Below are 13,412 nucleotides of genomic sequence, written 5' to 3'. Positions count from 1 at the left end.
CGCCCAGCATCCGTTCGGGGAAGGCCGATAGCGTGACCGGACTCTGACGGAGAGGAAGCGGACATGACGGAGTTGACGGTGCGATCGGTCGCCGAGTTCGACCTCCAGCGGTATCTGGGCCTGTGGTTCGAGGTGGGACGCCTGCCGCTGAGGTTCGAGGACGACGGGGCGCGCGACGTGACCGCGGAGTACTCCCTCGACGATGACGGGACGGTGCAGGTGGACAACCGCTGTCTCGACGAGTCCGGCGAACCCGTGCAGGCTCTGGGGCGCGCGGTGCCGGATGAGGGGCACCCCGGGCGACTGCGCGTGACGTTCCTGCCCGCGGCGCTGCGCTGGATCCCGTTCACCGAGGCGGACTACTGGGTGCTGAAGGTTGACGGCGACTACCGCCATGCGCTGGTCGGCACACCGGATCGGAGACACCTGTGGCTGCTGTCCCGTGAGGCGGAGATGCCGACCGACACTGAGGCGGAGTTCCTCACCGAGGCGCGGGCGCAGGGCTTCGAACTGGGCGCCTGGATCCGGCCGGCGCAGTCGGGGCGACGCGTCGAGGTCTGAGCTCATTCCTGCGGTGGGTAGGTGATCGTGAGCCCGTCGACGTGCGCGAACGGCGTGAGCGTCTCGTCGCGCACCGATCGGGCACCGATGATGTCGATCACCCGGATGCCGCCGGACCAGCAGCGCATCGCCGATCAGCGAGCGATGGCACCGCCAGGGCACGGCCTCGGCGCACATGATCGCCGTCGGTGTGGCGGCCAGCCCGATCAGCTCGTTGAGCCCGGTCGCGAACTCCGGCGTCTGCATGTAGTCGGCGTAGCCGCGGAAGCTGGCGTTGCGCCAGCCGGTGTTGATCGACGCCTTGGTGGTGTGACGCAGGCCGCCGAGTGCCTCGAGGCGACGGCAGCCGATTCCGTGCTGCCGCAGCGACTCCGGCAGGGTGTCCGCGTTGTACTGCGGGTTGTGGCGGGAGCGCGCGACCGTGCGGACGTCGACGACCTGTCGCACGCCGTTCGCACCGAGCAGTGCGGTGAACTCCTCGATCGGGCGCGTGGAGTGTCCGATCGTCCAGACCGTGAGCGCCATGCTCCGACTCTACGACGCGCGCGGGGAGCTGAGCCGGTTTGGCGCCTGCTGGGGAGTCGGGTAAGCTTGACTCTCGGTGCGAGGCCCCGGTTTCGCCCTTGGGGTATGGTGTAATTGGCAACACAGCGGTTTCTGGTACCGCCATTCTTGGTTCGAGTCCAGGTACCCCAGCAGATGAGAAGACCCCCGCTCCGGCGGGGGTCTTCTGCTGTCCGGGCTCACTTCGCGAGCTTCGCCAGCTCCTCCCTCGTGCCGTTGAAGACGTTCATGTCGATGTACTGCTCCTCGCCCCGGTAGCCATCGAGGCGGTCTCGGTTCGAGTACTGCCAGATGGTCCAGTCCCGTCCGTCGTTCAGTCGCGGCGGCAGGACGAGCGAGCGGCTCCAGATCGGATCGTCCGGATAGGCGCCCGACAGGTAGCGGTCGTAGGACTGCGACGTCGCGTAGATGACGGGCGGTGATCCGTAGTGCTCTTCGAGCCGCTCGATCAGCGGGCCGAGGATCGCGTCGACCTCGGCGCGCGTCGGCGGGTGCGTGAAGAACTCGCCGTAGTACTCGAGGTCCAGCGCGATCGGGAGCGTGCCGCCCACCGGTACCGTCTCGATGACGTGCGCGGCCTGCGCCTCGCCGCTGCTCTCGAAGCTGACGAAATGGTAGGCGCCGATCAGCAGGTCGGTCTTCGAGGCACCCGCCCAGTTCGCGGCGAACCGCGAGTCGACGGCCGAGGATCCCTCGGTCGCCTTGATGTAGGCAAAGTCGATGTCCTGGTCGGCCAGGACGTCCCAGTCCACCTCTCCTTGCCACGCCGAGATGTCGATCCCGCGCGCCGGGTAGCCGGAGGCGAGAAACCGTGAGGGCCAGAGGATGCCGGTGAAGACCAGCGTCGCGAGGACCCCGAGTGTCGCGACGATGCCCGTCGAGATGATGACCAGGCGTCTTCGGCGGCGGCTCATGGGTTCAGTCTGTCACGATGCAGACGCGTGCTCCTCGGCGCGGGCGGGCCGCTCGCGAGCGGCCCGGGGCTTCTCGGTGAGCAGGAGCAGGCCGGTCCCGAACGTCAGCACGGCGGTGAGCAGGTGGACCCAGACGGCCATCGCCGTCGAGCCGCCGTTGGACAGGATCAGGATCGCGTCGAGCAGGGGGACGAGGGCGATGATCGACATCGCCCAGCCCAGCGCGCGGCGCTGGCCGGTGAAGAGCAGCGCCAGCGGCAGGATGCCGGTGACGAGGTCGCGTGCGCCCTTGGTGGACAGGAACGCCGCGGCCTCTCCCTCGGGCCAGGCGGGCATCCCGAAGTTCGGCGCGGTCCCGCCGGGATCGAGCAGATAGCTGACCCCCACGTAGCCGATCATGAGAGCGAGGATCACGGTCAGCGTGTTCGCAAGGTACCGGCGGAACATCAGAGCGCCTCCTGCCCGGCGGGAGCGAGAACAGTCGGGGGAGCCGGGCGGAGGGCGCCGAGCACGTTCACGAGCAGCCTTGTCACGGCCGAGCTCGGCCGCATGACGTCCTTGTACTCGCGGAGCACGCCGGCCTTCGACAGGAGGCTCGTCGTACCCGCGCGGTGCAGGGCGTCCATCGCGCGGAAGAACGACTCCACGCGCGCGGCGGGGGCGCTGATCCACCGGACGGTCGCGGGTTCGTCTCCGCCGTTCCACATCCGGTGCGCGACGCCGCTGGCGATGTCGAAGGACTCCCCGGCACGGTAGTCGCGCACGCTGCCGGCGCAGTCGACGCGCAGCACGCCGGAGAGGACGGTGAACTCCTCGGTGTGAGCCGGATGCACGTGCATCGGAGGGCGCTCCCCGCGTGGCTGATAGGTGGCCTGCACTTCGAAACGGCCGGGCCCGCTCTTCTGGACGGCGATCCGCTCGGAGCCGTTGAGAGTCAGTGTGTCAGTCATGTGTTCTCCAATTTAGCTTGTGAGCGAGTTACTTGGACAAAAGCTATACCCCAAGTAGCTCGTATGCAAGCTATAGTTCTCGATATGGACGACAACGACCGGATCGACGCTCTTGTGGGGCAGTGGGCGGATCAGCGGCCGGACATCGATCGAGACACGATGGCGCTGCTCGCGCGGCTGAGCCGCGCTGCGGAGCTCGCGAACGCGCGTACGGAGCGTCTCTCGGAGGAGTACGGGGTGAACAAGGGGGACGGCGATGTGATGTTCGCACTGCGCCGCTCCGGTGCGCCGTTCCGTCTGTCGCCGACGGCTCTCGCCAGGGGTCTGCTGATGACGACGGGCACGATGACCGGGCGGCTCGATCGCCTTGAGAAGCGCGGCTTCATCGCGCGCGTGCCCCGTTCTGAGGACCGGCGCAGCCTCGACGTCGTCCTCACCGAGGAGGGCCTCCGGCTCGTGGACGAGGCTGTGGCCAAGCACGATGCCAACCTTCGGGAGATCGCCTCCGTGCTCACGGCCGATGATCGCGCAGAGCTGGACAGGCTGACGCGCACCCTCATCACGCACCTGAGCAGCGACTGACTCCTCTCGAGATCTGCCGTTCGAAGTCGCACACGCGGCACGGGCGGTGGGGAACGCGGGAGGGAGGAAGATTGTTGACGGTGAAGAAGCCGACAAGAAGGAGCACAGTCATGACCAGCGGCAACACCGACACCGGATCCATCACGCGCCGGTCGGGCGCGGAGACCGCCGTCCTCGCGGGAGGCTGCTTCTGGGGGATGGAGGATCTCATCCGTCGTCAGCCCGGCGTGCTGAGCACGCGCGTGGGATACACCGGCGGTGAGAACGACCATGCCACCTACCGCAACCACCCGGGTCACGCGGAGGCGGTCGAGATCGTCTACGACCCTGCGGAGACCACCTACCGCGACATCCTCGCGTTCTTCTTCCAGATCCACGACCCGTCGACTCTGAACCGGCAGGGCAACGACATCGGCACCAGCTATCGCTCAGCGATCTTCCCGCTGGACGCCGGCCAGGAGCGCATCGCGCGGGACACGATCGCCGATGTCGACGCCTCCGGCCTGTGGCCCGGTGCGGCCGTGACGACGATCGAGCAGCCCGGTCCGTTCTGGGAGGCGGAGCCCGAGCATCAGGACTACCTGATCCGCTACCCGGACGGCTACACCTGCCACTTCCCGCGTGCGGGGTGGGTGCTGCCGCGCCGCGACGCCTCCACGACGGCCTGAGGGCGCAGCACTTCGACAGGCTCAGCCCTTCGACAGGCTCAGCCCTTCGACAGGCTCAGCCCTTCGACAGGCTCAGGGACCGACCAGGTGGGTCGCTGAGCCTGTCGAAGCGCGTCAGCTCAGCCGGCGCCGGCGGCGTGCCGTGGCGATGAGCATCGCGCCGATCAGCAGCAGGGCGAGGCCGCCGGTCACCGCGATCGCGACGGTGCGCGTGTCGGCACCTGTGGCCGGCAGCGGCGCGATGAAGGTGTTCGTGAACGCGATCGACACGTGTCCCGAGGCGAGCGTGACGGTGCCGGACGGGCCGTTCTGCGTCTCGCCGTCGACGGTCATGGTGGTGCGATCGGCATCACCGGCATCCGTCTCGGTGATCGTGCATTCGCTGCCCGCCGGCAGATCCGCGATCTCGGCCGTCTGTCGCGACGGCCCGCCGACCTGGTGGGTCTCGTCTCTGACGATCAGCCCGGGAGCCGGATGCGACGGATCGATGAGCACGCAGGTCACGTCGACCGGGAAGGTGCGCGTCACGGCGGATGCCCCGGAGCCGTCCACGATCTTCGAGATGCTCAGGGCGCTGACCCCGAACGTGTTCGTGATCGCCACAGAGGTCTGGTCCGCGGCAGCGGTGTTCGGCAGGGGAGCGAGCTCCGTCGTCGTCACGGCCTGCGGCTCGCCGTCCGCGCCGCCCTGCGTCACGACCATCGTCGTGGATTCGGCGCCGGCGGTGTCGGACTCGGTGACCGTGCAGTCGGCCTCCTCCGGCAGTTCCGTCCAGGTGACGGTCTCGCCGTCCTGGATCTGCTGCGTCATCGGCTCGGCCGCAGTGACGCGCTGCTCGTCCCACATGCAGGCCAGCGTGACCTGGAACGGGCCGTAGCCGACCGGATCGCCGTTCGCGTCGACCGCACCGCCGTCGTCGACGGCCTTGGTCACCGACACCTGGGCGAGGTTGAACGTGTTCTCGACGGTGAGCGAAGGCTGCGGCTGGTCGTCGACGCTGAGGATGGTCGGATCGGTCTCGACCGTGAAGTCGTAACCCTCCCCGTCACCGGCGACGACGTCCCCGTTCTCGTCCAGGATCTGCGTGGAGTTCGCGCCGCCGTCGTCGACCTCGGTCAGACGGCAGTCCGAGCCGGTGGGCAGATTCTCCCAGAGCGCGGTCGGCGAATCGGCGCTGACCATGCGGACGGCCCCCTCCGGGACGTCCACGACCTCGCCGTCGCGCACGCAGCGCAGGCGCAGCTCGTAGGCGGAGGTGCCGTACTTCTCGGCGCCGTCGCCGGCGAAGGCCTTCGTGACCTGAACCGAACCGGTGAGGTACCAGTTGGTCGCGGTCACCGTGACGAGCCCGCCGCCCTCGGGCACCACGCCGGTGCCGATCGAGGTGTTCTCTCCGTCGTTGGGAGTGATGACCACCGCATCGGCGCCGTTCAGATCGTCCTCGACGACCGAGCAGACCGAGCCGGCGACGGCGTCATGAACAGGGGAGCTCCAGCCGTTCGCCGCGTTCAGGACCACCTGCTCATCGAGCACGGTCTCTCCGGCGTACGTGCAGGTGACCGAGAACGTGAACTCCTGGTCGAGGCCGAACTGATCGGCTCCCGCGCCCTCGAAGTCCTTCACGAGGACCAGCGCCGTCGAATCGAACAGATTGGTGTACGTCACGGTGTTGACCGTGGCGGTGCTGTCCGGCTGCAACTCGGGGATCACGACGGTTCGCGTCTCCTGATCGATCTGGGGTGCGAGATCGCCCTCGGCTCCGGGCACCTCCGCCTCGGTGACGGTGCCGTCGGCCTCGCGGTCGTCGGTCTCGGTGACGGTGCACTCCGAGCGTGCCGGGATCTCGGTGATCGTCTCGGTCTCGCCCGCATCCAGGGTGAAGGCCTTGTCGACGACGGTCTCGCCCTCGAACGTGCACACCACGTGGAAGCCGAACTGCGTCGGTACGTAGGGGCTCGTGGACTCGACGACTTTGCCGACCTCGAGCGACGCCCATTCGTAGGTGTTCTCGACGTCCATCGCGAAGGTCTGGTCGGCCTCCGTGACTGTGATCTCCTCGGGCGAGACCGTGGTGCCGGTCTGGCCGGCGTCGTCCTCGTCCACGGAGCAGACCGATCCGACGGGGACGTCCTCGATCACCACCGGTGCCGCTCCCGGCACGATGGTCACTGCGCCGTCGTCCGCCAGCGGCACCGCTGCGCCCTGCCAGGTGCAGCTCACCGTCGCGGTGAACGACTCCGGTACCGGGAACCCGTCGGGTGCGTCGACGCTCTTCGCGATGGAGACCGCGCCGTTGTCGAACTCGTTCGTCACCGTGACCACGACCGGCGTCTGGCCTTCACCGATCACCACGGGCTGCTCGGGGCTGATCGTGTGCCCGGTCGCGTGACCAGCCTCCGTCTCCGTGACGGTGCACTCGGCACCCGTCGGGAGGCCCTCGTAGAGGGCGGTGCCGGCGCCGGCGATCGTGCGCGTGGCGCCGCCGGGGATGGTGACGTCGACGGCCTCGCCGTTGACGTCACGCGTGCAGGCCAGGCTCACCTCGTACTCAAAGGTCGTGGCCGGGTCGAGGGCGTTCGCGGGCGCGCCCTCGAGCTGCTTCTGCACCTGCAGCGAGCCGACGGTGAACGTGTTGGTGATGTCGGCCTCGACCGGTGCGGCCGGGTCGTCGCCGACGGTCACCGTGACGCTTCCGGTGGAGGAGTTCGCCCCGCCGTTCTCGGTCTCGGTCACGACGCAGATGGCTCCGGTCGGCAGGTTCGTCACGGTCCAGGTGGGATCGTCACGGCTCAGCGTCGCGGTGTCCTCGAACACCGGGTTCGGCGTCGCGCCCTCCAGCGTGCAGGTCATCCCGACAGTGAAGGTGCTGCCGCCCCAGGCGTCGCCGCCGGATCCGGCGATGATCTTCGTGACCTCGACGGCGCCTACGGTGTAGACGTTCTCGAAGCCGACTGCGGTCAGCGCGGTCGTCGATCCGTCCTCGTAGGGGAGGACCGTGAAGGATGCCTCGGAAGAGGCCTCCGGTGCGCTGTCCGCACCGTCCTCGGTGATGACGACGTTCGTGCTCGCCGCGCCGCCGGCATCCGTCTCGGTCACGGTGCAGTCGGCGCCGGCCGGGATGTTCGAGATCTCCTTGCTGTCGCCGTCGTCGAGCGTGAACGTGCGGTCGGACTCGGGGATGGTCTCCTGGTCGAGGTAGATGCAGCTCGCCTCGAACGCGTACGTGCGGTCGTAGGCGATCGGATCGCCGTCCTGGTCCTCCGCGCCGCCGGCGTCGACGCTCTTGGCCACCGTGAAGCCGCCGGCCGCGTACTCGTTCGTGATCTCGAACGACGCCTCCTGAGTCTCACCGGTGTAGGGATCCCACACGCGCGTGTCCTGGGCGAAGTCGCGCTCGGCGATCACCCCGTCCTCAGGGTCGACCGTCACCGTCACCCCGGGGTTCACCGGGTCTTCGACGACGGTGCACGTCGAGAACAGCGGCAGGTTGACCGGACCGGTCGCGCTGTCGTAGATCAGGACGGTGCCGTCCGCCGCCACGGACGGCCGGCTCGCGTCACTGCCGTCGGCGTGCAGCAGGGTCGTCTCCTGCCCGCCGGACGTGCAGGAGACGAGCATCGGATAGCTGTCGGGCAGGTCGATGTCGACGGCGTAGTCCGGCGCGTCGACCGTCTTGGCGAGCTCCAGCTGACCGGTCGCCGCGGCGACGCCCACCTTCTGCGGCTCGACGACCAGCGACGCGCGCTCCGGCTGGGTCACCGTGGCGTTGGAGCGCGAGGCGGTGGCGAACGAGTTCCAGGCCACGGGCAGGCCGTCCGGCACGGCGGAATTCGCCGGCAGCACGTACGGGGTCGTCGTGTCGTACGTGACGCGCAACGTCTCGCCTGGCTCCAAGCCGGGCGCGGGGGACTCCTCGTCGGGATTCAGGAAGTCGAGCACCATCATGACGCTCCGAGCGGACTGGATCATCGCCGGCGGAGTCGACGCGTCCGCGCGCACCCAGCCGAAGTCGCAGGAGGGATCTTCGGCGGCGTTCTCGGTCCAGACCTTGATCGCGTTGGTGTTGCACGCCTGGCTGAGTTGCACGGGGGACAGATAGATACCGTAGACCGCGTCGTCTCCCGCGGTGAGATCCTCGAAGTTGCCCGACATCCGGCCCGTCAGGGTCACGGGGAACTGCGATCCGCGGTCACCGGACACGATGACGCCCTGGTCGCCGATCTGCGGCAGGGTGTCGACCGCCGCGACGACACGCGCGCTGGTGTTCCCGGTGTTGGTGAAGTCGACGCGCCAGGTCTCCGTGCCGCCGGGCCGGGTGACCGGCGAGCAGGGGAAGGAGTAGAAGCCGTCGTCGGTGACGCCGTCCTGGCTCGCATCGCACGCCGCAGCGTCGCCGTTCACGTTCAGCACTCCGAGGTCGTCATCGCCGGGAACATTCGGATCGCCGGCGCTGCTGCCCTTGACGTACTTCTTGGCCGCGATCGTCGCGGAGGCGAGCGGCGAGATCGAGGTGTCGGCCGAGCAGTCCTCGACACCGGGCGGAGTGTCCTCGACCGGCTTCGGAGTGAGGTCCCGTCCGTTCACGACGGTGGTGCCCTCGCAGGTCTCGAACAGCCGGTCGGAGGTCACGGTGACCTCGTTCGTGACGATCATGTCGGGGGTGACATCGTCGCGGAACTTCAGCGGGGCGTTCACTGTGAGCGTCCAGCCGGCGTTGAACACGAAGTCGTCAGGACCGTCGATGCTGAGCTCGCCGGTCTGCTCGTTCAGCGAGGCGGTGAAGTCCGGGTCCCCGGACGGGGCACCCGTGCCGGACAGCGCGAAGGCGTACGCGGGCGGATCCGGTTCGACGAGCAGCGAGCCCTCGGCGTCGGTCTGCACCTGGTCGACGACGTGGAACCCGGTCATGTTCCACTCCCCGTCGTTCGTCACCGTGATGACATAGGGGATGGTGCCGCTCTGGCTGACGAGCGCCGACGAACCGCGGGTCTTCGTGACCTTCACGGCGTTCGGGCGGTGCAGCACCGTGGTCGTCGCATCGTCGTATCCGGTCTCGTCGAACTTCTGGTCGCCGAACTGCGCCTCGCTGTACGACTGCACGTCGTCGCTGATCACTCCGAGGTCGGTCTCTCCGGGGTTCGGCTGCAGGTCGGGCCGTGTGGTCGACACCAGCGTGTCCGGATCGTTGCGCAGCGTGTCGCGGCGCTCGGTCGAGACCGCGAACGTCAGCTGCGGGTTGTACGGACGCTCCCACTGCAGCACGTTGCCGTCGCCGTCGACCTGCTGCGCGCGGAACCGCACGCCGACGACGGTGGTCGGGTCCGTCACCGCGGACGGCAGATCGAACACGACCGTGTCGCCGGGGGAGCCGTCCACCCAGTCTCCCTGCACCCAGCAGTCCGAGGTGTCGCTCAGCGGCAGCCCGTCGCAGAGCGCGACCAGCTCGCCGCCGGGACCCTCGACGTAGGTGACTCCCGCGCCGAGCACATCCATCGCCACCTGGTTCACCGGGGCGGGCACGGCGATCTGCGCACCCGTGTAGTCCATGGTGTTCCAGAAGGTGGGCGTGGTGTCGGTCAGCGTGAACAGCGTCGTGCGTGCAGTGCCGTTCGGGCGTCCGCCGAGCTGCGTCGTGTAGTCCTTCGACTCGTCCTCGTAGACGGACGACGGATCGATGGACTTCGTGGTCTGGATCGCGTAGCTCGCGTTGACGATGGCGAACTCGTCGCTCGCGCTCGCCGCCCCGGTGCCGCACTGGTTGTCGGCGCAGTCCTCGAGCACAGGGCTCTCCAGCTGCGCGTCGGTGTTGTTGACGATGCTGTCGCCGGCGGGGGTCGTCGTCACGGGAGTGCTCGGATCGGACCGCAGCGTCTCGCGCAGCTGCCAGGTGAGGGTGACGCCGCCCGTGCCGTTCGTCGGGATGACGGCACTGCCGTCGTCGGAGCGGAACGCGATCGAGACGCCGGTGACATCGGCGAGGTCGTCCGGCTCGAGCGCGAGGGCCTCGGCGTAGGTGTAATCCGTGTCGGTTCCGCTGCGGGACAGCGTGACCGTGGTCTCATCCTCGGTGATGCCGGACGGCAGCTGGATCGCGTCGATGTCGTAGAGGTCGAGGGTGTCGAAGACGGTGTCCGGCAGCGGCTGTCCGGCGGTGGGCTCGTCGATGACCATGCCCGACACCCGGGCCGCTGAGGTGTTCGTCGCCGTGATGGTCGCGCTGATCAGCGGATAGTCGGCCGGATCGACGTCGAGCGCGGGGTCGGGCAGACCCAGCTGATCCTGGTCGAACGTCTTGGTCATCTCGGCGTTGATCGGCTCGTCGACGATGAGGATCGTGTCGTCGGCGACATCCGTGCTGTCGATGCCGGTCGACTCGTTGACGCCCTGGGCGCTGGCGGTGTTGTCGACCAGGCCCGGCTCACCGGTGTTGTAGCCGTAAGGGTGCAGGTCTCCCAGCACGAACTGCGACGGGTCGCTGCGCAGCGTGTCGCGCACCCGGAAGTCGAGATCGAAGGGACGGCGCTCGTACGAGGAGCCGACGCCGGCACCCGGCGTCTTCTCGGTCAGCACGATGCGCATCGCGAGGGCGTCGGCGCTCTGCCCGTCCGAGAGCGTGTAGCCGCCGAACTGGCCGTCGCACCCGTTCGCGCAGGCCTGTGACGTGATGTCGGTCCAGCCCTGCCCGTCGAGATAGAGGGACACCTCGGTGATCACGTCGTTCACGATCAGCGGATCGCTCTGGGGCGTTATCGGGTCGATGCGCACCAGGTCGAAGGCGTCGTAGACGGTCTCCGCCGTGGTCTGCGGATCCTCGGTCGCGGAGATGTCGGACAGCGTCATCTCGGTGATGTTCAGACCGTCCGTCGACCACAGCAGTCGTGCGGTGCGGGTGTCGCCCGAGAGCGCGGGCACATCGTCGTCCGGCGTCCACTCCTTGTCGAGGAAGTCCGGACCGGGCCCGTCGCCGTCGATCGGCAGCAGATGGATGTCGTCATCGGCGGTGTCGGTCTTCTCGCCACCCGCATCGGGGTTGTCCACCAGCGACTGCGCGACGTTGTCGTAGGTGACCTCGTCGTCCTGCGGCTGAGTGACCGAGATGCCCACGTGCGTGACCACCGTGAACCCGGGTGGCAGCAGGGCGGGGCAGCCGGGCGCGTCGGAGGGGAGGTATTCGAACTGGATGCCGCCGATGTCGTCCTGCAGATCGGCGGGGATCTGGTACGACCAGAGCTGCTCGGGCCCCGGCACCTCGGTGGCTCCGGGCAGGTCGGTCCACGGCCCGTCGGTGGACTTGGGCCAGTACCGCACAGTCAGGGTGGTGCACTCCGGGATGTCGGTGTTGTCGATCTCGGTCGCCGTGAAGTTGTCCCAGAACTCGGAGTCGGCGGTGGGATCAGCGGGGTCGGAGATGACGAGCTTCTCGGAGCCGGCCGTCGACTCGGGAGTGACGTTGCCCGTGAGAGTCATGTCCGCGTCTGTGCCGGGGACGCCCCAGATCGTATCCGGGGTGATCGCCTTGGTGACGCTGGTGTCGAGAGTGAGCGGGTCGATGGTGAACGGTGCGGACGCGTCGTCGGTGCCGGTCTGGCCATTGGCGTTCTCGACCTCGGTGTCGACGGCGTTCGTGCTGGAGACGGCCTCTTCGGTGGGCAGCGCCGTGACGTTCAGCGGCAGCGCCGCGTAGGCGCCCGAGACGATGTCGTCGCCCTCGGCCGAGAACACCACGGTGAACGCCTCGACCGTGCAGCCGTCCTCGGCAGCGGGCAGCGTGTTCTGCGTCGTCGTGGAAGACGTGCTGTCAGGGCAGTCCGAATAGGTGTAGGTGATCTCCGCCGATGTGGCGGCCACCGGCCACTCGACGCCGTCGGCGAAGCCGTCGAAGCTGAGCCCCTGCTCGGTGAAGGTCGGTGTTCCGGCGGTCGGCTCGGTGATGGTCAGCGACTGCACGTTCTGCTCGCCGACCGTCGCCGTGATGTTCGCGGTCGTGCTCTGGCCGCTGACCAGGGTGTTGTCGGAGAAGGACTTCTCGATCGTGACATCCGGATTGCGCTGGGCGAGCACGATGCTCGCGTCATCGGTCACCGGGTCGCTGGTGTCGTCGCCCTTCGAGACGGTGGTGGAGGCGTCGTTGGTCACGGTCTGCTGTGAGCCGTCCGGGATGTCGGTCACCGTGTCGTTCGTCTCGGTGTGCACGACGACCTCGCCCGTGGCGCCGGGGGCGAACGAGCCGGTGAAGGTGACGCGGATGCCCTGGGCGTCGGAGATCGGATCCGGTTCCGTCGCGGTCCAGTCGCCGTCCACCCAGTACTCGGTGGTCGTGCCGGTGGTTCCCGCCGGCGGTGTGACGTCGTAACCGGTGACGTCGAGGTACCCGCCGAAGGTGCCGGGCGGCGACACCGGATCCTGCACGACGATGGTGTCGACGTTCTGGTTCGATCCGTTGCCGGGTGTGACGGTCCAGTCGATCGGCTGCCCGGGAACGGCGGGGAGCGTTCCGGTCGGGGAGACGACCTTCTCGATGCTGGGCACCAGTGTCGTCTCGACATCGAGGGTGATGTCGGCCGGCGACGACGCCGGCGGGGCGTTGCTGCCGTCGACGCCGGCGGTGTTCGTGACCGTCTGTCCGTCCCAGGTCCCGTCCGCGTCGGGCTTCACGATGGCGTTGACGGTCACGGTCATACTGTTGCCGCCCGCCCAGGTCTTCGGGGTCGCGTTCAGGTCGGTGGCGGGGGTGACGGTGAAGCTGTTGCCGTCGGTGTCGATCGTGCGGTCGTACTCGCCGACCGGCTGGCCTGCCGGAGCATTGAGCTCGACGGTGACGGCCGGATCGATGTCGGGATTGAACATGAGCGGTTCGGGGAGCGTGTCGCTGAGCACCGTGTCGTCGCAGCCGCCCTCGTTCGTCGAGGAGCAGTTCACGACGATCTGATAGGTGATCGTGTCGCCGGGGGCGAACGGTCCCGGTTCGACCGCACTCTTCTGGATGCCGTACTGCGCGGTGTCCGCCGCCGCGGCGGGAACCGCCGCCACGAAGATGGACGCTGCGGCGAGCAGCAGCGCGGTGACACTGGCGAGAAACCGGTTCTGGCGCTTCATCGGTCTGGACCCCCCTGGGCGACTGGTGACGTTCGCCACCTTAGAGCGGATTCATAGAGTTCCACCAGGGGATAGTC

Annotated in this window: 8 protein-coding genes, 1 tRNA gene and 1 pseudogene; 4 read left to right on the top strand and 6 right to left on the bottom strand. The window is 68.3% G+C overall.

All coding sequences use genetic code 11. From position 1 onward, the window contains the following. Window positions 1–63 precede the first annotated feature (63 nt). A complete protein-coding gene (locus L2X99_RS06690; protein ID WP_236135782.1) occupies window positions 64–561 on the top strand; it encodes a lipocalin family protein in 498 nt (165 codons plus the stop codon). Between the two features lie 2 nt (window positions 562–563). Here L2X99_RS06690 and L2X99_RS17840 read toward each other — a convergent pair whose 3' ends face one another. After that, the gene (locus L2X99_RS17840) at window positions 564–689 is read right to left on the bottom strand and encodes a hypothetical protein (RefSeq protein WP_268928560.1); all 126 of its coding nucleotides are present in this window, start codon (window positions 687–689) and stop codon (window positions 564–566) included. A gap of 52 nt (window positions 690–741) precedes the next feature. Next, window positions 742–1,086: pseudogene (locus L2X99_RS06685) on the bottom strand (DUF488 domain-containing protein); the annotation flags it as partial. A gap of 99 nt (window positions 1,087–1,185) precedes the next feature. On the opposite strand from L2X99_RS06685, the gene L2X99_RS06680 reads away from it, so the two are divergent. Beyond that, window positions 1,186–1,257, top strand: a tRNA-Gln gene (locus tag L2X99_RS06680). A gap of 47 nt (window positions 1,258–1,304) precedes the next feature. Here the strand turns inward: L2X99_RS06680 and L2X99_RS06675 are convergent. Genes L2X99_RS06675 through L2X99_RS06665 form a run of 3 tightly spaced genes read right to left on the bottom strand, consistent with a single transcriptional unit; the run spans window position 1,305 to window position 2,989 of the window. Next, on the bottom strand, window positions 1,305–2,039 hold the full coding sequence (locus L2X99_RS06675) for a GH25 family lysozyme (RefSeq protein WP_236124485.1): 735 nt from the start codon (window positions 2,037–2,039) through the stop codon (window positions 1,305–1,307). 12 nt (window positions 2,040–2,051) lie between these two features. Continuing rightward, window positions 2,052–2,486 carry a DUF4267 domain-containing protein gene (locus L2X99_RS06670; RefSeq protein ID WP_236124486.1) on the bottom strand — a complete coding sequence of 145 codons (435 nt, stop codon included), beginning with the start codon at window positions 2,484–2,486 and terminating at the stop codon, window positions 2,052–2,054. Next, window positions 2,486–2,989 carry a cupin domain-containing protein gene (locus tag L2X99_RS06665; RefSeq protein ID WP_236124487.1) on the bottom strand — a complete coding sequence of 168 codons (504 nt, stop codon included), beginning with the start codon at window positions 2,987–2,989 and terminating at the stop codon, window positions 2,486–2,488. Before L2X99_RS06665 ends, L2X99_RS06670 begins: the two co-directional genes overlap by 1 nt. 84 nt (window positions 2,990–3,073) lie before the next feature. Between L2X99_RS06665 and L2X99_RS06660 the strand changes: the two genes are divergently transcribed. Both L2X99_RS06660 and msrA read left to right on the top strand, forming a co-directional pair. Then, on the top strand, window positions 3,074–3,571 hold the full coding sequence (locus L2X99_RS06660; RefSeq protein ID WP_236124488.1) for a MarR family winged helix-turn-helix transcriptional regulator: 498 nt from the start codon (window positions 3,074–3,076) through the stop codon (window positions 3,569–3,571). A 110-nt stretch (window positions 3,572–3,681) separates the two neighbouring features. Continuing rightward, entirely contained in the window at window positions 3,682–4,239 is a 558-nt protein-coding gene (gene msrA, locus L2X99_RS06655; RefSeq protein ID WP_236124489.1) for a peptide-methionine (S)-S-oxide reductase MsrA, read from the top strand. Between the two features lie 114 nt (window positions 4,240–4,353). Here the strand turns inward: msrA and L2X99_RS06650 are convergent, their stop codons facing one another. Beyond that, window positions 4,354–13,335: a DUF5979 domain-containing protein gene (locus L2X99_RS06650; protein ID WP_236135781.1), complete on the bottom strand. Its 8,982-nt coding sequence runs from the start codon at window positions 13,333–13,335 to the stop codon at window positions 4,354–4,356. Window positions 13,336–13,412: the final 77 nt, after the last annotated feature.

This window comes from Microbacterium sp. KUDC0406, assembly GCF_021582875.1.
In the GTDB taxonomy this organism is placed as follows: Bacteria; Actinomycetota; Actinomycetes; order Actinomycetales; family Microbacteriaceae; genus Microbacterium.
This window is presented reverse-complemented; position numbering and strand designations above follow the sequence as displayed.